The organism is Rhizobacter sp. Root1238 (assembly GCF_001425825.1).
Taxonomy (GTDB): domain Bacteria; phylum Pseudomonadota; class Gammaproteobacteria; order Burkholderiales; family Burkholderiaceae_C; genus Rhizobacter.
In genome coordinates this window covers 95,030-115,325 of sequence record NZ_LMDM01000020.1, presented here as the reverse complement: position 1 = coordinate 115,325, position 20,296 = coordinate 95,030, and the positions used below count along the sequence as shown (strand labels likewise).

Annotated in this window: 16 protein-coding genes; 3 read left to right on the top strand and 13 right to left on the bottom strand. The window is 68.8% G+C overall.

Annotation, left to right across the window (positions count from 1 at the left end; all coding sequences use genetic code 11):
• Window positions 1–125: 125 nt before the first annotated feature.
• Window positions 126–1,316 (top strand): serine/threonine-protein kinase, encoded by a 1,191-nt coding sequence (locus ASC98_RS16125; protein WP_162249285.1) that lies wholly within the window; start codon window positions 126–128, stop codon window positions 1,314–1,316.
• A 31-nt stretch (window positions 1,317–1,347) separates the two neighbouring features.
• Here ASC98_RS16125 and ASC98_RS16120 read toward each other — a convergent pair whose 3' ends face one another.
• The 9 genes from ASC98_RS16120 to ASC98_RS16080 form a co-directional block, all read right to left on the bottom strand.
• Window positions 1,348–3,186: a sensor histidine kinase gene (locus ASC98_RS16120; RefSeq protein WP_162252897.1), complete on the bottom strand. Its 1,839-nt coding sequence runs from the start codon at window positions 3,184–3,186 to the stop codon at window positions 1,348–1,350.
• A gap of 311 nt (window positions 3,187–3,497) precedes the next feature.
• Window positions 3,498–4,295, bottom strand: coding sequence for an SDR family oxidoreductase (locus ASC98_RS16115; protein WP_082541958.1), 798 nt, complete (start codon window positions 4,293–4,295; stop codon window positions 3,498–3,500).
• 32 nt (window positions 4,296–4,327) lie between these two features.
• Window positions 4,328–5,680 (bottom strand): aminotransferase class I/II-fold pyridoxal phosphate-dependent enzyme, encoded by a 1,353-nt coding sequence (locus ASC98_RS16110; RefSeq protein ID WP_056808998.1) that lies wholly within the window; start codon window positions 5,678–5,680, stop codon window positions 4,328–4,330.
• Window positions 5,681–5,692: 12 nt separating this feature from the next.
• On the bottom strand, window positions 5,693–7,498 hold the full coding sequence (locus ASC98_RS16105) for a fatty acyl-AMP ligase (RefSeq protein WP_082541959.1): 1,806 nt from the start codon (window positions 7,496–7,498) through the stop codon (window positions 5,693–5,695).
• Complete coding sequence (locus tag ASC98_RS16100; RefSeq protein ID WP_056809001.1) at window positions 7,495–8,388, bottom strand: acyl-CoA desaturase; 894 nt, start codon at window positions 8,386–8,388, stop codon at window positions 7,495–7,497. Before ASC98_RS16100 ends, ASC98_RS16105 begins: the two co-directional genes overlap by 4 nt.
• A gap of 42 nt (window positions 8,389–8,430) precedes the next feature.
• The gene (locus ASC98_RS16095; RefSeq protein ID WP_056809003.1) at window positions 8,431–8,730 is read right to left on the bottom strand and encodes an acyl carrier protein; all 300 of its coding nucleotides are present in this window, start codon (window positions 8,728–8,730) and stop codon (window positions 8,431–8,433) included.
• Between the two features lie 101 nt (window positions 8,731–8,831).
• The gene (locus tag ASC98_RS16090) at window positions 8,832–9,548 is read right to left on the bottom strand and encodes a winged helix-turn-helix domain-containing protein (protein ID WP_162249286.1); all 717 of its coding nucleotides are present in this window, start codon (window positions 9,546–9,548) and stop codon (window positions 8,832–8,834) included.
• Window positions 9,549–9,707: 159 nt separating this feature from the next.
• Window positions 9,708–11,576 (bottom strand): 7TM diverse intracellular signaling domain-containing protein, encoded by a 1,869-nt coding sequence (locus ASC98_RS16085; RefSeq protein ID WP_056809008.1) that lies wholly within the window; start codon window positions 11,574–11,576, stop codon window positions 9,708–9,710.
• A 76-nt stretch (window positions 11,577–11,652) separates the two neighbouring features.
• Window positions 11,653–12,336 (bottom strand): response regulator transcription factor, encoded by a 684-nt coding sequence (locus tag ASC98_RS16080; protein WP_056809010.1) that lies wholly within the window; start codon window positions 12,334–12,336, stop codon window positions 11,653–11,655.
• 224 nt (window positions 12,337–12,560) lie between these two features.
• Here ASC98_RS16080 and ASC98_RS16075 point away from each other — a divergent pair, with 224 nt between their 5' ends.
• Complete coding sequence (locus ASC98_RS16075) at window positions 12,561–14,711, top strand: copper-translocating P-type ATPase (protein WP_056809011.1); 2,151 nt, start codon at window positions 12,561–12,563, stop codon at window positions 14,709–14,711.
• A 198-nt stretch (window positions 14,712–14,909) separates the two neighbouring features.
• Complete coding sequence (locus ASC98_RS16070; protein WP_157604822.1) at window positions 14,910–16,220, top strand: hypothetical protein; 1,311 nt, start codon at window positions 14,910–14,912, stop codon at window positions 16,218–16,220.
• 13 nt (window positions 16,221–16,233) lie between these two features.
• Here ASC98_RS16070 and ASC98_RS30495 read toward each other — a convergent pair whose 3' ends face one another.
• The 4 genes from ASC98_RS30495 to ASC98_RS16050 form a co-directional block, all read right to left on the bottom strand.
• Complete coding sequence (locus ASC98_RS30495) at window positions 16,234–16,944, bottom strand: family 16 glycosylhydrolase (protein ID WP_056809015.1); 711 nt, start codon at window positions 16,942–16,944, stop codon at window positions 16,234–16,236.
• A gap of 32 nt (window positions 16,945–16,976) precedes the next feature.
• Window positions 16,977–17,663, bottom strand: coding sequence for a hypothetical protein (locus ASC98_RS30490; protein WP_056809016.1), 687 nt, complete (start codon window positions 17,661–17,663; stop codon window positions 16,977–16,979).
• 148 nt (window positions 17,664–17,811) lie between these two features.
• Entirely contained in the window at window positions 17,812–19,245 is a 1,434-nt protein-coding gene (locus ASC98_RS16055; protein WP_056809017.1) for a family 16 glycosylhydrolase, read from the bottom strand.
• Window positions 19,242–20,168, bottom strand: coding sequence for a GyrI-like domain-containing protein (locus ASC98_RS16050; protein ID WP_162249287.1), 927 nt, complete (start codon window positions 20,166–20,168; stop codon window positions 19,242–19,244). Before ASC98_RS16050 ends, ASC98_RS16055 begins: the two co-directional genes overlap by 4 nt.
• Window positions 20,169–20,296: the final 128 nt, after the last annotated feature.

The window sequence follows — 20,296 nt, the reverse complement described above, 5'->3', positions numbered from 1 at the left end:
ACGGTGAAGCTGCAGTGGCGGCCATTTCATCAGCCTTTCCCACGCGTCGCTTCCCATATTCATGGCAGGTGCGAGCGCCGGCGACTCCCTACCATCGGACCACGGCCCCCACTGCTGGACGCTCGATGATCGACTTTGCTGATGCGCCCCGGCGTGCCCTTCACCCTGCGCACGTTGGCAAATACGCCATCACCGGCGTACTGGGACATGGCGCGATGGGCGTCGTCTATCGAGCCTTCGATCCGGCGATTCAGCGGCCGGTGGCCATCAAGGTCATCCTGCGGAAGCTCCTCGATCACGACCGGACGGCAGCCCTCGTCGCGGCGCGTTTCAGGAACGAAGCGCGAGCGGTCGGCCGGCTGTCCCACCCCGGCATCGTGGCCATCTACGAATACGGCGAGGACGACGCCTGCGCCTTCATCGCGATGGAACTGGTCGAAGGGCGCAGCCTCGGACGGATCCTGTCGCACACGCCGCTGCTGTCCGAGGCCGAGGTGCTGCGCATCATGGACCAGTTGCTGGACGCGCTGGAGTGCGTGCACCGGCACGGCGTCTGGCACCGGGACATCAAGCCCGAGAACCTGATCGTCACGCCGCGGGGCGAGGTCAAGCTCGCCGACTTCGGCATTGCGCGCGTCGAAGACGTCGCACTGACGCAGGGAAGCCCCGGGGTCGGAACGCCGGGGTACATGGCCCCGGAGCAGTACACCGCAGGGGGGCTCGACCATCGCGTGGACATCTTCGCCGCCGGCGTGCTGCTGTACCGGCTGCTGACCGGCGAGGTGCCGTTCAAGGGGCGCTCGCGGTCGGTGATGCGCGCAACGCTGGACGACGATCCACCGGTGCCGAGCGCGACCGCGACGACGACCCGGCATGCCTTCTACGACTCGATCGTCTCGACGGCCCTGGCCAAGGACCCGGGCGCCCGGTTCGCAAGCGCCGCGCAGTTTCGCGACGCACTGTCGAAACGCTCCGAGGTGGCGCCCGCGATCTCGTCCTGCGTCGATGGCATCGAGGTGCAGGCCCTGGCCGCGCCGTGGTTCGCCGACGCCACCATCACGACATCGTGGGCGGGCCTGGACTCGTGTTTCGGCACCACCGACGTCACCGGCAGCGAACCCCTGGGCCCTGATGTGCTGGCCCACGCATGCCGCGTGCTGGCGAGCCAGATGGGGCCGATTGCCGCGGTGGTGGTCAAGAGGGCCGCCGGCCGGGCGCACACCCGGGCGGAGTTCTTCCATCTGCTGGTCGTGCAAAGTGCCGATGGCGTCGACCGGGCGAAGCTCCGCAGGGAGTTGCAGCAGGGACCGGTGTGACGCCAACCCGGGTGCGACCCGGATGACCGGCTCAACGGGTCGGCGGCAGCATCAGCCGGATGGAACCGCCGAGGTCGGTCGAGCCGATCTCCAGCACGGCACCGAGCCCGACCGCGTGCTCGTGCATCGTTCGCAGCCCTGCGACCGGCACGTCGTCCAGGCCACGTCCGTTGTTCGTGAGCGCGACGCGGATGCCGCCATCGGTGGCGCTCGCCGCCAGGTGCAGTTCGGTGGCCTGCGAGTGTCGCAGGGTGTTCGATATCGCCTCGAGCAACAGCCGCTGCAGGCGGCGCATCGTGTCGCCATGCTCGCCGGCTTCCCAGTGCGGCAGCCGATCGACTTCCCAGCGCAGGTCCAGTCCGGCGGCTTCGATGCGCCTTTGCAGGCGATAGCGCAAGCTGGCCAGCAACGCATTGACGTCGCCGGGCGGCATGGTCAGCGCATCGATCAGCAGCTTGAGCCGGTCCAGCGTCTCGCGCAGCGTCTGGGCGACCGTCAGCGGTGCGGCGCGCTCCTCTTCGAGTTGCCGCATGGCAATGGCCAGGCGGGTGCCGACGGCGTCATGCAGATCGCGCAGCACGAGCGCCCGTTCGGTCGCCACCGCGAAATCGCGATCGGCCTCGGCGAGGTGGGCGAAGGACGCGCGCAGTTCCACCTCGCGCTGCCGCACGCGATCGGCGAGCTGGCGATTCAACCGTGCCAGGTCCTCCTGGGCGCGGGTGTAGTCGCCGGCAATCACCCACGCCGAGATCGACAGCACCAGCGGAGCGGCGTAGGCCACCAGGTGAGTCCCGTCGAACGGCAGGACGAAGATCGTGAGCAGCCAGTCGTGGGCTCCGACGACCATCCCGATGGCAGCGGCGATGCCCAGCAACAGCCGGTCGCGCCGCGACCGGCCCTGCGCATCGGACAGCAGCACGACGGTCGCCCAGCCGCACAGCAGCAGCACACCGAGGATCGCCACCGCGAAGGCGATCTGCTGCCAGTCCGGGTTGACCAGGATCTGCACCGCGTTGGCAACGAGCACGAAGCCGATCGCGCCGCGCTCCAGGCGCGGCAATACCCGGCCCGCGAAACGCAGGAAGAACAGCGCGAACAACAGCGCTGTCCAGATGTTGCAGACGAAGATCAACACCTGCCAGGCATGCTGCGACAACGGCGGGTCGCTGAGGAGGTCGTTGCTCGTGCAGACGGCCCACAACAGAGTCGCCGCCGCAAAATAGCCGTATTGCAGGGCTTCGCGGCGGCGCAACCAGATGATCGCGAACAGCACCCCGAGCGCAAAGATGTAGGCGTCGGCGACGGTCAGCAGGCCGGTTCGCCAGAAGACGCGTTGCTCATGGACCTTCGAGAGCTCATCGGCCGGCCCCGCGAACAGGTGGCCCAGGCCGCCGTCGCTGCTGGTCCCGCAGCGCACCCGCAGGTAGACCAGGTTGTCCGTTGCCGTCCATGCCGATGACGGAACCGTGAACAGAAGCGGTGTGTTCCAGTGACGCGTCAGGTTGCCCGGTTCCATGCGCCCGGCGCTCCCGACCAGCATCCCGTTGACCCACAGGTCGCTGTTCATCGTCGCGTAGGCCACTTCGAAGGCCCACAGGTCGCGCTGCCCGGGATCGATGTGAACGCGCAGCCGGTACCACACGGTCCCTGCGCGCGCCCGGCCGTTTTCTGCCCAGCGGTCAGGCAGCCGGACCGGCCGCCAGTCCGCGGTGTCGGGTGGTGGCTGTTCGCTCACGGACACGACGGCTTCCAGGTCCGCGATGGACACGACGTTCTTCGGTGGCGACAGCGCGACGACGCCAGCGGCATGCGCTGCGTCAGCCAGCAACCACGCGGCCATCAGCACGCGCAGGCGGCGTCCCATCGTCATCAACAGGTCCGGTGCGTGCGGTGACGCCGACCCCATCGAAATATCAAAAGCGATTCGGAGAAGGACCACGCGGCGTACTGCATGACGGGAGCTTAAGCCCGAAGTCAGCCGATGTCCGTCCCCACCTTGCACCCTGCGCTCACATGTTCGCGGGACGCGTTGGGACGTCGCTGCCCCGCGACATCAGCCGCGCGCCGCCTGCGGGGGACATGCAGGAACGGCCGCTTCGCGAGTGTTTTACGGCCTGTTACGTCGTTGGGTTCCTTCAGTTCCTTCCGTTCCTTCGATCGCGAGCGACCGGGGAATCGGGATCAGCGGGCTGCCGCCAGGTGACGCACGAGACCGGGCAACCAGCGCGTGGCGCGGTAGAGGAAGCGCCCCTTCAGCGTGGGAACCACCATGAAGCGCTTGCGGGCGATGGCATTGAGGAGAGCGCGTGCCACGTAGTCTGCCGTCACCGGCTCGATCCAGGCTTCGGCCTCGCGCACCGCGGCCGGCTTGGTCTTGTTCTCGGTGTCGAATCCCGGCGTGAGGGTGGCCGGTGGGCACAGCACGCAGACCTCGACGCCGTGCCTGCGGTACTCGGAGTAGACCGATTCGCAATAGCCGACCACGGCGAACTTGGTCGCGGCATAGGCGGCCCAACCGAACGAGCCCACGAAACCGAGGATCGAGGACGCATGGATCAGATGGCCGCTTCCTCGCGCGCGGAAGAGCGGCAGGAACGCATGGCTGAGGTGGACGGTGCCCATGAAGTTCAGGTCCATCATCGAGCGATAGTCCTCCAGCGGCTGCTCTTCGAGATAGGCGGCGACCGCCCTCCCCGCGCAATTGATGACATGGGTGGGCGTGCCGATCCGGGCGATCAGCTCATCGCGCAGGGCCAGCACGCTGTCGTGGCGGCAGACATCGACCACCAGCGTCTCGATGGTGGCGCGGCTGCCGGCGATGCCGGCCAGCTCGGCGCGCGCCTGGTCCAGGGCCGCGACGTGCCGCGCGGCAATGACGATCCGGCAGTCCAACACGCACAGCCGCCGCGCAATGGCCAGGCCGATGCCTTGCGACCCCCCGACGATCAGGACCGTGTCTGAATTGCGAATTCGACCCATCGACGTCTCCTTGGTGCAGTGTCTGCACGTGCTCAGATGATCTGCAGTGCCTTGGCGTGGTGTGCCAGGCGCTCCAGGGCATGGTCCATGTGCTGCAGCTCCAGTCCGCTGGTCACGCTCAGCCTGATGCGGGACTGCTTCTCGGGCACCCCCGGGAACACGACCGGTGTGACGACGATGCCGTCGTCATAGAGGCAGCTGCAAAGCGCCTTGACTTTCAGATCGTCGCGGACCATGACCGGAAAGATGGCCGAGGCGCCGGCCCCGATGTCGAAGCCGTGGGCACGCAATCCGCGCCCGAAGTGCTCGACATTGCGCCACAGGCGCTCGCGGATCGCGGGCTCGTCCTTGAGGATGCGAAGGGCCTCCAGGACCGAAGCCGCGACGCACGGGAGCACCGATGCCGAGAACACGTAGTGCCGGCTGGCCATCTGCAGGTAGCGGATCAGCCGGCGCGACCCCGCCACGAAGCCGCCGACGCTGCCCAGGCTCTTGCTGAAGGTGCCGGCCACGATGTCGACCTGGCCGAGGATGCCGAAGTGCTCGGCGGTGCCTCGCCCTTCAGCGCCGAACACGCCGGTGGAATGCGCCTCGTCGAGCATCAGCATCGCGCCGTGGCGGCGTGCGAGCTCGACGATGTCCGCCAGCGGCGCCAGGTCGCCGTCCATCGAGTACACGCCCTCGACGACGACCAGCCGATTGACGTACTGGCCTCGCGAGCGCACCAGGATGCGCTCGAGCGAGTCGAGGTCGTTGTGCTCGAAGATCCGCATCGGCGCGCCGCGGCAACCTTCCATGACGCTGCCATGCACGCAGCTGTCCACGATGGCGAGGTCGTTGCGCCGCAACAGCGCCGACAGCACGCCGCAGTTCATGCCGAAGCCGGAGCTGTACAGCAGCGCGGCTTCGCAGTTCGTGAAGTCGGCGAGCTCGCGCTCCAGCCTCTCGTGCAGGTCGGTGTTGCCGATGGCGGCGGGCGACGCGCTGGTTCCGGCGCCGTAGCGCCGGGTCGCCGCGATGCTGGCCGCGATGGTCGCCGGGTGCTGGGACAGGTCCAGGTAGTCGTTCGACGCCAGGTTGACCACCTCGACGACGCGCCCGCTGTCGCGGTCCTGCAGCGTGGCGAACCCGGACGAGCCGCTGGTTCTCACGCGCCGGTAGTGGTAGTGCCTGCGGCGCATCAGGTCGTCGACGTACTCCGACAACTGGTCGAAGCGCTCGGTGAATGCCAAGGCATCCTGTTGCGACGCGACGAGGAACTCGTACAGGCTCGAATGCCGCGAGTCGATCGGGCCCCGGGTCGTCGTGCGACGCTCGTGTTCAGCGTGCTCAGCGTGCGTCATCGTGGCCACCGGGTTGTCGCAGTTCTCGGATTGATCCAGCACGTGCAGCTCCTTTCAGGCGGCGACCGGTTGGGGATGCAAGGGGCCCGGCCCGGGCGCGGGCACGTCGCTGCGGGCCACCACATCGAGGCGGCCGCCGAGGTGGGCTGCGCGCGCGACGCAGCGCTGGAGCTTTCCGCTGGTGGTCCGGGGAAGGCTGCCGTGGCTGACCAGCACCACGACGGCGGGACGTATGCCGTGCCGCTGCGCGACCTCGGCCATGATGGCGTCGAGGACGGGCTGGGGATCGCTGCGCCATGTCCGCTTGATCTCCTGCACGATCAGCAGCGACTCGCGCCCGTTCTCTTCCAACGGCAGCGCGACGCCGGCATGCCGGCCGATCGCCGGATGGCAGGTCTCGACGGTCGCCTCGATGTCCTGCGGGTGGTGGTTGACGCCGCAAATGACGATCAATTCCTTCAGGCGCCCGACGATCGTCAGTTCGCCGTCCCGAACAAAGCCGAGATCGCCGGTGCGCAGGAACCCTGCGCCGCCCTCCCCGGCCATCCGGGCGTTGAAGACCGCCTCGGTCTCCGACGGCAGGCCCCAATAGCCGCGCGCGACGCTGCTGCCACGGACCCAGACTTCGCCCACCCGGTCCGCGGGGCACGGCCGCAGGGTGTCCGTGTCCACGATGGCCACATCCAGGCCGGCCAGCGCCTGTCCGCAACTCACCAGCCGCTGCGCCGGCTCGTCGGCCCGGGGGGCGGCGACGCGGCCCTGCCCGAGTGCGGACGTGGCCACGGTGACGAAGCGTGCCGCCTCGCCTGCAGGCCCGCCCGACACCATCAAGGTCGCCTCGGCGAGCCCGTAGCATGGAAAGAACGAACGGCTGCGAAAACCGCAGGCCTCGAAACGCGATGCGAATCGCGTCAACGTGTCGGCGCACACGGTTTCGGCACCGCAGAAGGCCACTTCGAGGCTGCTCAGGTCGAGGTCGGCGAGTTGCTCGGGGAGCACCTTCTCGAGGCACAACTCGTACGCGAAGTTCGGCGCACCGGTGACCGTGGCCCGTTGCCGCGTCAGGGCCTTCAGCCACGCCAGCGGGTCGGACACGAATGCGCTGGCCGGCATCAGCGTCATCAGGCAGCCATTGAAGAGCGGACCGATCACGCCCGTCATCAGGCCCATGTCGTGGTGCAGGGGCAACCAGCTGACACCCACGGTGCGCTCGCTCAATCCCATCGCCCGACTGATCATCGCCGCGTTGTGCAGGAAGTTGCCGTGGCTGATGCAGACGCCCTTGGGCGTCGCGGTGGATCCGGAGGTGTACTGGAGCACGGCCAGCGATTCGCTGGAGGCCGTCGCGTCGATGCAGCGGCCGGAGGTGCCGGCGGCGAGCTCGTCCGGCGTTGTCAACTGCAGCGCGGCAAAGGCTTCGTTGCTCGCCTGCAGTTGCACGAATCGCTTCAGCATCGTGCCGGGCACGATGGCCATCCTGGCCCCGGCGTTGCGCACGATGGATTCGGAGCGCGCGAGCGCGCGCGACAAGTGGGGCGGACTCAACGGGACCGCGACGGCGCCGGCCAGCAGGATCCCGAAGAACGAGACGAGGAAGTCCACGCTGGTGCCGACGTACAGCAGGACGCGTTCGCCGCGCAGGCCGGCGGCCTGCAGCGAAGCCGCAACCCGCTGCGCACGTTCATGCAGTTCGCCGTAGGTGATCGACGGATCGCCGTCGGCATCGCGCGCCAGGAAGCGATAGGCCACGCGACCACCGCACTGGAATGCTCGTGCGGCCAGCAGTTGGGTCAGGGATTCGGCAAATGCATGGCGCATGGGCATCTTGGGCTCCACGAATCGATGTCCGCCGATGTTCATTTGACGCGGACGACTTCCGTCGCCACGCCCAGTGCGGCGAGCAACCGGATGGCGGCATAGCCGATGTCGATCTCGTACCAGTGCCGGCCGAAATTGGCCGCCCCGGCGTTCGCGTGGTGGCTGTTGTGCCAGGACTCGCCCAGCGACAACACGCTCAACCACCAGACGTTTCTGCTGGCGTCATCCGTTTCGTGGCTGCGCCGTCCGAAGGCGTGGCAGACGGAGTTGATCGCGTAGACCACTTGCAGCACAGCAAATTGCCGAAAGAACCCGGCGTACAGCACGGCACTCGCGGCGGCCGCCGGCGACCCGGTCACCAGTGCCGCGATGACGCCGGGCAACAGGATCGACGCCACGTGGATCCGCAGGTAGTGCTTCTCCAGCCGCACCAGGGCCGCATCCCTCAGCAGGTCGGGCGCCAATGCGCCGGCGTTGGCCTTCCTGTTCATCAACATCCAGCCGACATGGGCGTGCAGGAACGATCGCGCGCTGACGCCGCCGGTCTGGTCGATGGGGCTGTGGGGATCGGAGTCGGTGTCCGTGCGGGCGTGGTGCAGGCGATGGTGGGCCACCCAGTACACCACCGGCCCCTGCCCCGCCGTGTAGCCCAACACCGCCAGCAGCGCGCGCCAGAACGGGCCCACTCGGAAGCTGCGGTGCGCGAAGAGGCGGTGATAGCCGACGGTGATGCCCAATCCACTGGCGAGGTAGAAGAGGACGAAGAGTCCCGCATCCAGGCCGGACACCCCCCACACGAAGGCGCACGGAATCGCGGCCAGGCCCATGACCGTCGACACCAGCACGGCTGCCGCGATCGCCAGCCGCTCCTTCCGGTGGGCCTGTGGCCGCAGGACGACGTAGAGATCGCGATTCGGTTCAACGATCGGCATCGGTGGCTCCCGGGTCGTGAAGGGGATGGCGTGGACGCCGCATCAGTCCAGGCCGGCCGGCACGGCCACGGCGGTGGCGGCGGTCTTGGCCACCAGCCGATCGAACAGGTATCGGGTGAGGCTTTCGACCGTGGCATGGTCATACAGGATCGTCAGGTCCAGCATCAGGTCGAGGGATTCCTCGATGTGGCCGACAAACGCCGTGGCCTCGATGGACGAGAGGCCCAGGTGCTTCAACGAATGCTGCGGGCCGATGGCCCGCGCCTCGCAGCCTGCCTGCTTCGCCAGGGCCTGGATGACGCAGTCCTGCACGTCTTGCAGCGCGTAGCTCTTGTTCGACATGGTGACTCCTCGCGGTTGGGACCCGGCGCGCTGGCGCTGGGCGTGCAGGAACGATAGGCCGCGAGCCGCGCCGCGTGGTCTCGTCGACGTCACATCTGGGTTCATTCGACGTGCCGTCCGAGTCCCGACCCTTGTGGCGGGCACCGCGTCGCGCCGATCGAACTTCCGCCGGCGCCGTTCCAGTGAGCCGGATCGATCACGATCATCAGCCGCTGCTCGCGACAGAGCGCTTCGATGAGCGAGCACCAGTCGCCGAGGCCGAGCGCAGCCCAGGGCGCAGGGATGCCGATCGGATCGCGCAGCAGCATCTCGACCAGGGCCGACCTGCCGGAGCCGGCTTCGCCCGTCAGGACCACGATGCGCGGACCCGCGTGCGGGGCTGCCTGCAGAACACGTTCGAGCTCCCGGCCCGGCGCCTCGTGCCGAAACCGATTCGATGGACCTGCGGCGGCGCCGGCGTCATCGGTCCCGGGCTGCGGCCGAGACTCGCCACGCGGGCAGACGTCCACGTTCGCCACGAAGCGATACCCGCGCTGGTTGACGGTCTGGATGAAGCGGCACTGCTTCGCATCGTCTGCCAGGGCCGCGCGCAGTCTCGCGACGGCGCCCTTCAGCACGGACGGGCTGACGCAGCGATGGGCCCAGACAGCGTCGAGAATCTCATCGTGCGTGACCAACCGTCCCGCGTGCGTCACCAGGTACGACAGCAACGCGAAGTTCTTCGCCGTCAACGGAACGCGTTCGTCATCGCGCCACAGCGTCGCGTCGAGCGGATCCAGTCGGAACGGCGGGAAGACGTACTGGCATTGCTGCGACATCGTCAGGCTTCCTTCGCGCAACATCGTCGCGCATGGTGGGTCCGTGGACGCCTCCCTCGACTGCGGATGGCCGAGGCGGCGTAGCGCGGCCTGATGCTAGGGAGTCGTTGCGGCACGCGCTTCCCATGAACATGGGAAGCGATGCCCGGGCCGCGCGCCTCAGGGGGGCCAGGGCGTCGAAACCGCCTGCGCCTGCGGTGGCACCGGCAACAGGATCTCGACGCGCGTACCGCGATCGCGCGCCACGACGCTCAGCCGGGCCGACAGCGCCGCGGCACGCTCGCGCATCGAGCGCAGGCCGTTGCCTTCGTCGCCGGACGTGCCGAGGCCGTTGTCGCTGAGGCTCACCTCGATGCCCGCGGCCACGCCTCGCGCGGCCAGGGTCACTGCGGTGGCCTGGGAATGCTGCATCACGTTGGACAGTGCTTCGAGCAACAGGAACTGCAGGTGGCGCATCGCGTCATGGGTTCCCGTCGGCCACAGCGGCAGTGGCCCCACATCCCAGTGCAGCTCGACGCCGGAGGCCTCGATGCGCGCCTGGAGCCGGTAGCGCAGGCTGGCCAGCAAGGCATTGACATCGCCCACCGGCAGGTTGATGGCGTCGATGGACAACTTCAGCTGGCTCATCGACTCGCGCAGCGACTCCAGGACGCGGCTGGTGGAGATGCGCCCGCCTTCGAGCTGGCGCACGGCACTCGTCAGCAGCGAGCCCACGCCGTCGTGCATGTCGCGCAGGATGCGCGCACGTTCGGCGGCCACGGCCAGCGTGCGGTCGCTGCGCGCCAGTCGGTCCAGCGATTCATGCAGCTGGGCCTCGTGTGCGTGCACGAGTGCGGTCAGGTCGCCGTTCAGCGCGTCGACCGCGCGGTGTGCACGGCTGTATTCGCCGGCGATCATCCAGCCCAGTGCCGACACCAGCACGGGCGCGACGTAAGGCAGCGCATGGATGTGCCCGAACGGCAGCAGCCCTGCGGCGACCATCATGTCGTGCAGTCCGGCCAGCCAGGTGGCCATCACCACCAGCACGAGCAGGAGATCGTCGCGCTTCGGGTCCGTCACCAGACTGCGCAGCATCACCACCAGCACCCAGCCGCCGGTGCCGAGCACGGGCGCCATCAACAGCGCATGGAGGGGGTTGACGCCCTGGCCATGGGCAGGCGCGACGGCCACGACGAGCGCGGCGATCAGCGAGAACGCCAATGCGGCTGCTTCGAGCCTCGGGATGCGCCGCCCGGCAAAGCGCAGGCAGAACAGGTTGATCAGCACCACCGACCACATCCTCGTCACGACGATCAACCACTGCCAGGCCGCGTCGGGCATCGGCGGGTCCTGCATCGTCATGTCGACATTGCTGAAGCCCCAGAGAATGGTGCCGACCGCGAAGTAGCCGTAGTCGGTCAATTCGCGCTTGCGCAGCCAGACGAACAGGATGAACAAGCCCAGGGCCACCACGAACGCATTGGCGGCACTGACCAGCCTGTTCTGCCAGAACACCTGTTCGGCATGTCGCTGCGCCATGGCGTCGACGCTCCCGATCAGCATCGGCGCCAGGCCGGCGCGGTGCTCGGCGGCCGCCCGCACGCGGACGTGAACCACGTTGTCGCCCGCGGCCCAGGCACGGTCGGGGATCGGAAACAGCAAGGGCGTGTTCCAGTGCCGCGTGAGGCCTGCGTCCATGCGTCCGGACCGCCCCGTCAGGACCCCGTTGACCCAGATGTCGGCGTTCATGCTGACGCCTGGCAGCATCAAGGCCCATGGCCCGTCCGGCGAGCCCGCGAAACGCACGTTGAAGCGATACCAGACGGTGCCCGCTGAAGCCGGGCGCGTCTGCGCCCACGCATCGGGCAGGCTGGCAGCGGCCCAGGACGCATCGCCGCCGGGTGGGGTGCGCGAGGCGCTGACCAGCGCATCGACCCGCGTGACCTGCACGGGCGACAGGCCACCGCCGAGCACAAGAACCGGTGCCGATGCAGGTTCGATGGCCGTGCTGCCCGCAGGCCGCGCCGTCGCGCCCGTCGCGACGCACATCGTGAAACAGATCGCGACGCACAAAGGGAGTGCCGACGCCACCAGGCACCGAAGGACCCGATGGAGCAGCACCGGCTCAGTCCCGGGATTTCAGGCTGCTCAGCAAGCCCATGCGACCGGCCTCGAAGACGGCCTCGCTGCGCGAATGAACGGCCAGTTTGCCGTACAGGTTCTTGATGTGCGTCTGCACGGTGTGCATCGTCACCCCCTTCAGCTGCGCGATCTCGGCGTACGACAGGCCGCGGGCGATCAGCTCCAGCACCTCGGCCTCGCGCGGGGACAGCAGGTCGGCATTCAGCGCATCGGGCGCCTGGGCACGCGGCGCGGCTGCCTGGCGCACACGGTCCAGCACCTTGCGGGCGATCATCGGCGAGATCGGCGAGGCGCCGCCCTTGACGTCCAGAATGGTCTGCGCCACATCGGCCGGCGTGGCGTCCTTGTGGATGTAGCCCACCGCGCCGGCCTCGACACAGGCCAGCACCGTGTCCTCATCGCCGAACACCGACACCACGATCACTTCGCAAGCCGGCTGCGTCGTCGCCAGGTGGCGCAACAGGTCGATGCCGTTTCCGTCCGGCAGGCCCAGGTCGGTCAGGAGCACATCGGCGGTGTGCGAGTCGAACCAGCTGCGCGCATGCGCGAGCAATCCGAATGACGCCACCAACTGCAGCGAGGGGTGGCCGGCGATGCATTCCTTGAAGTAGCCGCGGATTTCCGCGTCGTCTTCAAGCAGCGCAACCCGCCAACTGAGTGTTGCCATGGCTAGACCTTCGACTGGTTCAAGGGCCGGAGCTTAAGGCGCGGACGCGCCCTGGCGGCAGGCCGGGCCTGCGGCCTCACATATTCATGGGATGCCGGGCCGTCCGGCCCCGGCTTCCCTCCACCAAGGTGCCGTGCGCCGGGTCAGGTCGCGACGGTCACCCCCTTGACCTTCCAACGATATCAAGGCCCACAGTGCGCTGCACCGATTGAAAGGAGAAGCCGATGCACGATGAGATGCACAAGCCCGGTGGAATGCACGACCTCGAATACACCTGCCCCATGCACCCTCAGGTGCGACAGCGGGGGCCCGGCCACTGCCCCCTCTGCGGCATGGCGCTCGAACCGGTCGTCGCGACGGCGGACCAGGGAGAAAGTCCGGAACTGCGCGACATGACGCGCAGGTTCTGGATCGGCACGGTGCTGACGGCGCCCGTCTTCGCGTTGGAGATGGGCGGCCATCTCGTCGACATCCACCGCCTCGTCGCCCCACAGGCGTCGAACTGGGTTCAACTGCTGCTCGGGACACCCGTGGTGCTGTGGGCCGGCTGGCCCTTCTTCGCTCGCGCAGCGGCTTCGGTCAGGCACCGGAGCCTGAACATGTTCACGCTGATCGCGCTCGGCACGGGGGCTGCGTGGCTCCACAGCATCGTCGCGACGCTCGCGCCGGGCTGGTTCCCGCCGGACCTGCGAGGCGAGGACGGTGCGGTCGCGGTCTACTTCGAGGCAGCCGCCGTCATCACGGTGCTGGTGCTGCTCGGCCAGGTGCTGGAACTGCGGGCGCGCGAGAAAACCTCCGGCGCCATCAAGGCGCTGCTCGGATTGGCACCGAAGACGGCGGTCAAGGTCGACGCACAGGGCAACGACGAGACCGTGCAGGTCGACGCGATCCAGGTGGGCGACCTGCTGCGCGTGCGGCCCGGCGAGAAGGTGCCGGTCGATGGTGGACTCACCGAAGGCAAGGGCAACGTCGACGAGTCGATGGTCACCGGCGAGCCCATCCCGGTGGCCAAGGCCGTCGGCTCCAGGGTCACTGCGGGGACGCTGAACCAGACCGGCGGCTTCGTGATGCGGGCCGAGAAGGTCGGCGCCGACACGCTGCTTTCGCAGATCGTCCACATGGTGGCTGCGGCCCAGCGCAGCCGCGCGCCCATCCAGCGGATGGCGGACCAGGTCGCCGGCTGGTTCGTGCCGGCGGTCATCCTGGTCGCCATGCTGACCTTCGTCGCCTGGTGGGTCTGGGGCCCTGCGCCGGCGTTCAGCCATGCACTCGTCGCCGCGGTGGCGGTGCTCATCATCGCGTGTCCCTGTGCGCTGGGCCTGGCCACGCCGATGTCCATCATGGTCGGTGTCGGCAAGGGCGCCCAGCACGGCGTGCTCATCCGCGACGCCGAGGCGCTCGAGAAGATGGAGAAGGTCGACACGCTCGTGGTCGACAAGACGGGCACGCTGACGGAGGGCCGGCCGAAGGTCGTCCACATCGAGCCGGCGCCCGGTTTCACGGCCGACGAGGTCCTGCAGAAGCTCGCGAGCGTCGAGCGCGCCAGCGAGCATCCGCTGGCCATGGCCATCGTGATGGAGGCGCAGCAGCGCCGGCTGGCCCTGTCGCCGGTGACGGACTTCGACTCGCCCGTGGGCAAGGGCGTCGTCGGGACGGTGGCGGGCGTGCCCGTCGTGTCGGGCAGCGCGGCATTGCTGGCGGAACATTCGATTCCCACCTCTGCGCTGGAGAAGAACGCCGATGGGCTGCGGCAACAGGCCGCGACGGTCATCTTCGTCGGCGTCGGGGGGAAGCTCGCCGGCTTCGTCGCGATTGCGGACCCCATCAAGGCAACCACACCGCAGGCGCTGCGGGCGCTCCGGGCCGCCGGCGTGCGCGTCGTGATGCTCACCGGCGATGGAAAGACCACCGCACGGGCGGTCGGCCGCCAGCTTGGCATCGACGACGTGGTGGCCGATGTGCTGCCGCAAGACAAGGCCGCCGTCGTGAAGCGCCTGCAGGGCGAGGGGCGCGTGGTGGCCATGGCCGGCGACGGTGTCAACGACGCCCCTGCCCTGGCGCAGGCGACGGTCGGGGTCGCGATGGGCACCGGAACCGACGTGGCGATGGAGAGCGCCGGCATCACGCTGCTCAAGGGCGACCTGATGGGCATCGTTCGCGCCCGCACGCTGTCGCACGCGACCATGCGCAACATCCGCCAGAACCTGTTCCTGAGCTTTGCCTACAACGTGGCCGGCATCCCGCTCGCGGCAGGCGTCCTGTACCCCTTCTCCGGGCTGCTGTTGTCGCCCGTCGTCGCGGCAGCCGCCATGGCGCTGTCCTCGGTCAGCGTGGTCGCCAACGCGCTGCGGCTTCGCACTGTCGAGGTGGAGTGATGGGCGCGACGACGCTTCAAGCCGGCGGCATCCCGGACACGCCGGACTGTTGCGCAGGCGCGTCGGTGGATGTCGAGACCTCGGCGCCGTCACAAATCGATCAAGACGGCGCGCCGGCGCTTGTGAACACTGCGGCGCCATGGACTCCGCACGCCTCGCCTCGCGTCGGCCCGCCCGCCCTTCCCACAGACCCCCACCATGCCGACCCTGACCCCTGCCCGCATCAGACCGCTTGCCACGACCCTGTTTGTCGCCGTCCTGGCCGCGTGCGGGGGTGGATCGAGCAATTCGGGCGACGCTGCCGTGACGACCGCCAACGGGTCCCCCGCCGCTCCAGCACCCGGTCCAGCACCCGCTCCTGTGCCCGCATCCGGCTCGTCGATCAACGCCGCGCTCGGCATGCCCGGCCGGCTGCTGGCCGGCCTCGGCGCCGGCAACTCCATCGCCGACATGACGAGCCAGCAGATCCACCCGGACATCATCGACACCTACCTGGTCGGGGTCGGAGCCGGCTCGTGGCCGTACTGGAACAGCCCCGACGGGGCCTACGTCACCTATGTCTCCGCGAACGTCAAGGCGGCCGGCGCCGTCCCGATGTTCACGCTCTACCAGATGGCCTCCCCGGGCGAAGGCAACCTCGGCGCCATCAACGACGCGAGCTTCATGACCAGCTACTGGTCGCAGGTCAAGCTGATGTACCAGAAGATCGGCGCGACGGGGCAGCCCACGCTCGTCAACCTGGAACCGGACTTCTGGGGCTTCCTGCTGACGGGCGCTCCGGGTGGCGACCCGACGAAGGTGCCGGCGCGCGTGAGCATGGTGAGCGAGTGCGTCGGCCAGCCGGACAACGCCGTGGGGTTCGCGCAATGCCTGTTGCTGCTCGGGCGAACCCATGCGCCCAAGGCGAAGATCGGGTTTCCGCCGTCCTTCTCGGACAACGCCGTGGGGTTCGCGCAATGCCTGTTGCTGCTCGGGCGAACCCATGCGCCCAAGGCGAAGATCGGGTTTCCGCCGTCCTTCTGGGGACGTGATGCCACCACCGTCGGCAACTTCATGTTGAAGCTCGGTGCCGACAAGGCCGACTTCATGGTGGGGCAGACGAGCGACCGCGATGCCGGCTGCTTCGAGCTCGCCTCTCCGGTGGCCGAGTGCGCGGGGCGCGGCAACGGCCCGTTCTACTGGGACGAGAACAACGTCGCGACACCCAACTTCCACCAGGACCTGGGCCAGTGGAGCACTGTGCGAACCATCCTCGGCAACCTGCCGGTCCTGTTCTGGCAGACGCCGATGGGCGTGCCCTCGGCCACCCCGGGCGGCACCCCCGGTCACTACCGGGACAACCATGTTCGCTACATGCTCACGCACCCGACCGAGTACACCGCGGCGGGCGTGTTCGCGATCGTGTTCAGCGCAGGCGGGAGTACCTCGGCCAGCATCTCGACCGACGGCGGGCAGTTCGCACGCCTGTTCCAGGATTACTTGACCCATCCGGCTCCGTTCCCCCGCTGAGCCGGTCGGAATGTCAGTCCGACACCTTCACCCAGTCGTAGTAGGCCGGACCGCCGCCGCCGTTGTAGGTTCCGACGAAGCCGACCGCGCCCGACGAGTTGTTGCCGACCCAGTGGTTCAGCATCAGGCGCATCGGGGCCGAGAAGGCCGTGTTGACGCGCCGGAACTCCATCTCCGCGCCGGCATCGTTGACGTGGAACCAGCGCACGTAGGTCGGCCGCCATTCGAAGCCGATGGTCCGCCAGCCGGTGGCGATCGCGAACTGCTGGAAGTTCTGCCGGCCGCCTGTCCACACGTTCGTGTGCAGCACGGTGCCGCCCTTGATGAACTCGAGGTCGATCTCGAAGTGGTTGGAGGTGCCCGCGTTGCCGGTGTAGAGAAAGAACGAGCTGTTGCCGCCGGGGATGGTGCCGGGCTGCAGGCGGGTCACGAACTTGCCGTACTGGAAGCTCTGCCAGGTGCGCACCTCGGCGCACTTCACCGCGTTGCGGTTGCTGCCGTTGACGTTCAGGTCCAGCCCGCCCCACCCCGTCAGCCACGCTTCGCTGAACGCGAAGGTGCAGCCGAAGATGTCGCCGTTGGCCCAATTGGCGGTCTCCCAGACCGACCCGTTCGGGCCGCCCGTGCCGTCGAACCCGTCGAAGAAATTGGTGGCCTGCGCGCTCAGGTGCAGGCCCATGGCCAGCACCGTGGCGAAGGCGCCCTTGACGATGGAATTGATCATGCTTGTCTCCTCGTTGTGGTTGTCGTGCGCGATCAGGGGGCGAGCTTCACGGTGCCCACGCCCAGGTTGTGCGAGCCCGTCGTGGTGGCGCCGTTGATCACGTCGATCGCGAAGAGACCGGCCTTGACGGTGCCGACCTTCGAGCCGGTGCCGTTGCAGTAGTCCGGCAGCGCAAACATCGCGTCGTTCAGGTCGATGACGAGTTCGGACAAGGTCGCGTCGACGATGGCCTGGGCCGTCGCCGTGCAGCCGTCGCCGGCCACCGGGCTCGGTTGGAGCTTGATCGACAGGACGCCGTCGCTCGACGACTTCAACCGGATCTTCAGCTTGGTGAACCCCGAGGCATTGAAGGCGCTGACCGGGGCCACGCCGGTGTTGCCGGGCGCATAGACGCGGATCGCGGTACCGGCATAGGCCTGGTTGCCCGACAGCGACGCGCTGAAGTCCACCTCGCCCGCTGCCTGGGTCACCGCACCGGCAACGATCTCGCTGCTCTTCTCCGCGAAGAAGTAGGTCTCGATCTTGCCGGCCTCGCTGGTGTCCGTCGCGCTGGCCGGGGTGGCGAACGCGACATCGCCCGCCGAAGGACCGGCGGGCGATGCCGGCACGGGCGCCGACGGCGGCGCGGACGCGGCCGGTGTGGGGGCGGCCGAGGTGGGGACGCTGGACCCTCCCCCGCCGCAAGCCGTGAGCGCCACCGCGCCGAAGAGCGCGGTCAAGGCGGTGCATGAATGTCGAATTGAACGCCGAACCATCTGATCCACTGGTGTCTCCTGAAGTGACACGTGGATGGTGTTCTCGCGCTGCCTGCGGCGCCGTCGTGGGTTTGCGTTTGACCGTGCCGTTCTTGCGCTCAGCGCCCGCTGCTCAGTAGCACATCATCAAGCCGAACTTGTTGCGCTCGCAGGTGACGACGCGCGTGCGTGCGGCCGGCTCGGCGGCCGCGCGCGGCGCCGTCGGCTTCGCCACCGGACGGGCGACCGGCGCCGCGACGTTCAACGAGTCGTAGGCCGTCTTCCAGGCCGCCACCCGCGCGCGCGACACGGCAGCAAGCTCGTCCTTCTGGTAGATGCGGACCTGGTCGACGAGCATCGGCTCGGCGCCCGGTCCGACCTCCAGGTTCAGCAGGAAGGGCCATTGCTCGAAGACATCGCGCGCGCCGGCCGGCACGTCGGCGCGCAGCACTGCTTTCACCGCCACGTCGTCGACGGCCCAGCGGATCTTCACCGGGTCCCATTCGAGCGAGAAGCGGTGGAAGCCGTCATCCGAAGGCGTCAATGCCACCGACGCATGGAACGCCGGCTCGTCGCCGATGCCCGGCGCATTCAGGCCGAGGCCGAGGTCGGCCCCCTCCTTCTCGACCAGTGCGATCTCGCCGGCTTCCAGCCAGTCGAGCGATGCCAGCGGGGCCCCTTGCAGCGAGACGCGTGCGCTGCCGGCCGGCAGCTTCGCGCGCAACTCGATGCGGCCGTAGACCATCGCGCCCGTCGGACGCACGCGAAGGCTGCTCGCGGGCGGCAGCAGCAAGTGGCCGGCGCCGTCGAGCTGCGGGCCTGCGCCGCCGGGCGCCTTGTGCACGCGCCAGCGTTTCTCGTCGACCCGCCCCGTGGCCGCCGCATCGAACTCGTCGGCCCAGGCGAGCCGCCACGCCGCGTCCCGCGTCTCGCGGGGAACGGCCGCCGCCTCGCTCGCGGCATTCGAGAACTCGATGCGTCCCACCTCGAAGCGCACCGGCTCGTCCGACGGTTCGTTGGCCGTGACCTCCACGCTCGCGACGGCCGGCAGCGTCTGCGCGATGCTCGCGCCGTTGCCGGCGCAATAGGGTTCGGGCTCGAAGACCGCGAGCGGGATGTCGATGTCCATCGTGCCCCGCACCTTCTGCAGCAGCACCGGGTAGCAGCCGGTGTTCTGCAGCCTCGTGTCGGTGCCCTTGATCCGGATGCGAAGCACCTGTTCGGTCGGCGACACGAGCCGGATGCGCAGGTTGCGGAACGCGGAGAGGTCGATCGCCGCCCCGCCACGAGCTGCTCCCACGTCCACGCCCAGCGTGCTCCAGGTGCTGCCGTGCGCACGGCTCAGGCGGCCGGACACCCGCACTCCGCCGTCGTGGACGCCGAGCGGATCGGCCGCGACATCGCCGGGCTTCTCGGAGATCTGCAGAAGATTCACCGGCGGGCGCGCGCGGCCGGCCGGAGCGGTCCTGAAATCGGCCCACACCACCGACGGTGCGTCGGCGCCCCGGGCCGGCACGGACAGCCATGCCGCGGCAAGCGCCGCCAGGTACCACGGTGCGCGCTTCATTGCGCAATGACCGGCATGCACAGCTCGCAGCGCACGAACGGCGAACCGGGCGGCGGCGAGCCGGGTTCGCAGCGCTGGATGAAATGTCCTTCCGCGAGCGCGAAGGGAGAGGTCGGCAGCCATTCGGTGAGCAAGGTGTTCCAGCCGCGCCCGATCTCGCTCGACGGGCCCTCGTAGCGCAGGCAGGCCGCCCAGTGCGCCGGCAGGCTCTTTCGCATGGCCCTCAGGCCGGGGTCCTGCCAGCCCGCGGGCAGCTCGACGCAGGCGTCCATGCGGCAATGCGCCGCGCAGGTGATGGCCGGGTCGTCGAGGCCGATGGACAGCATCGGCCGGTCCGACAGGCCCAGGCTGTCGACCCAGGGCACGAAGCGCATGCGCAGGATCTCCGAGCTGTGGCCGTAGTCGCCGCGCTCGCGCATGTAGAGGTATTCCTTCGCCTCGAAGTGCCTGAGTTCGACACGGCCGCTGGTGGCGGTCCGGCCCTCGTCGGCCGGCGTCCGCCAGTCGTTCCACCCGCCCGAACGCCAGCGCGACGGCGTCATGCCGAAGTGCTCGCGGAAGGCCCGGGCGAAGGCTTCCGGCGACGCGAAGCCGCAGCTGAGCGAGACGGCCGTGACCTTCTCGTTCGGGCAGTGGCGCAGCCGGCCGGCCGCCGTCTCGAGCCGGCGCCGCCGCACGAACTCCTTCGCCGTCTCGCCGCTCCAGGCGAGGAAGAGCCGGTGGAAATGGAAGGGCGAGAACGCTGCGCAATCGCTCAGCCGCTCCAGGCTCAGGTCCTTCGACAGGTGCGACTCGACGTGGTCCAGCACCTGCTCCATGCGCCGCAGGTGGTGGCTGCGCAGCGACGGTTGCTCGCGCGGGCGAACAGGTGGCAGGCCCGGGCCGCATGGCCTCTCGATGCCGTGGAAAGTCGGGTGGGTCATGGTCATGTCCGTGGCAGCGTTCATGCAAGCGCTTGCATGGCCAGTGTATGAACGGTCTGCCGGTGCCGGCCCAGGGAGGAACCCTGAACGGACCTGACCGATCTTGCGGTTTCGCGGCCGGGGTGCAC

Coding starts and splice junctions, on each gene's coding strand:
- ASC98_RS16125 (WP_162249285.1), top strand. CDS start 126: ATGATCGACTTTGCTGATGCGCCCCGGCGTGCCCTTCACCCTGCGCAC.
- ASC98_RS16120 (WP_162252897.1), bottom strand. CDS start 3,186: ATGACGATGGGACGCCGCCTGCGCGTGCTGATGGCCGCGTGGTTGCTG.
- ASC98_RS16115 (WP_082541958.1), bottom strand. CDS start 4,295: ATGGGTCGAATTCGCAATTCAGACACGGTCCTGATCGTCGGGGGGTCG.
- ASC98_RS16105 (WP_082541959.1), bottom strand. CDS start 7,498: ATGAACATCGGCGGACATCGATTCGTGGAGCCCAAGATGCCCATGCGC.
- ASC98_RS16100 (WP_056809001.1), bottom strand. CDS start 8,388: ATGCCGATCGTTGAACCGAATCGCGATCTCTACGTCGTCCTGCGGCCA.
- ASC98_RS16095 (WP_056809003.1), bottom strand. CDS start 8,730: ATGTCGAACAAGAGCTACGCGCTGCAAGACGTGCAGGACTGCGTCATC.
- ASC98_RS16090 (WP_162249286.1), bottom strand. CDS start 9,548: ATGTCGCAGCAATGCCAGTACGTCTTCCCGCCGTTCCGACTGGATCCG.
- ASC98_RS16085 (WP_056809008.1), bottom strand. CDS start 11,576: ATGTGCGTCGCGACGGGCGCGACGGCGCGGCCTGCGGGCAGCACGGCC.
- ASC98_RS16080 (WP_056809010.1), bottom strand. CDS start 12,336: ATGGCAACACTCAGTTGGCGGGTTGCGCTGCTTGAAGACGACGCGGAA.
- ASC98_RS16075 (WP_056809011.1), top strand. CDS start 12,561: ATGCACGATGAGATGCACAAGCCCGGTGGAATGCACGACCTCGAATAC.
- ASC98_RS16070 (WP_157604822.1), top strand. CDS start 14,910: ATGCCGACCCTGACCCCTGCCCGCATCAGACCGCTTGCCACGACCCTG.
- ASC98_RS30495 (WP_056809015.1), bottom strand. CDS start 16,944: ATGATCAATTCCATCGTCAAGGGCGCCTTCGCCACGGTGCTGGCCATG.
- ASC98_RS16055 (WP_056809017.1), bottom strand. CDS start 19,245: ATGAAGCGCGCACCGTGGTACCTGGCGGCGCTTGCCGCGGCATGGCTG.
- ASC98_RS16050 (WP_162249287.1), bottom strand. CDS start 20,168: ATGACCCACCCGACTTTCCACGGCATCGAGAGGCCATGCGGCCCGGGC.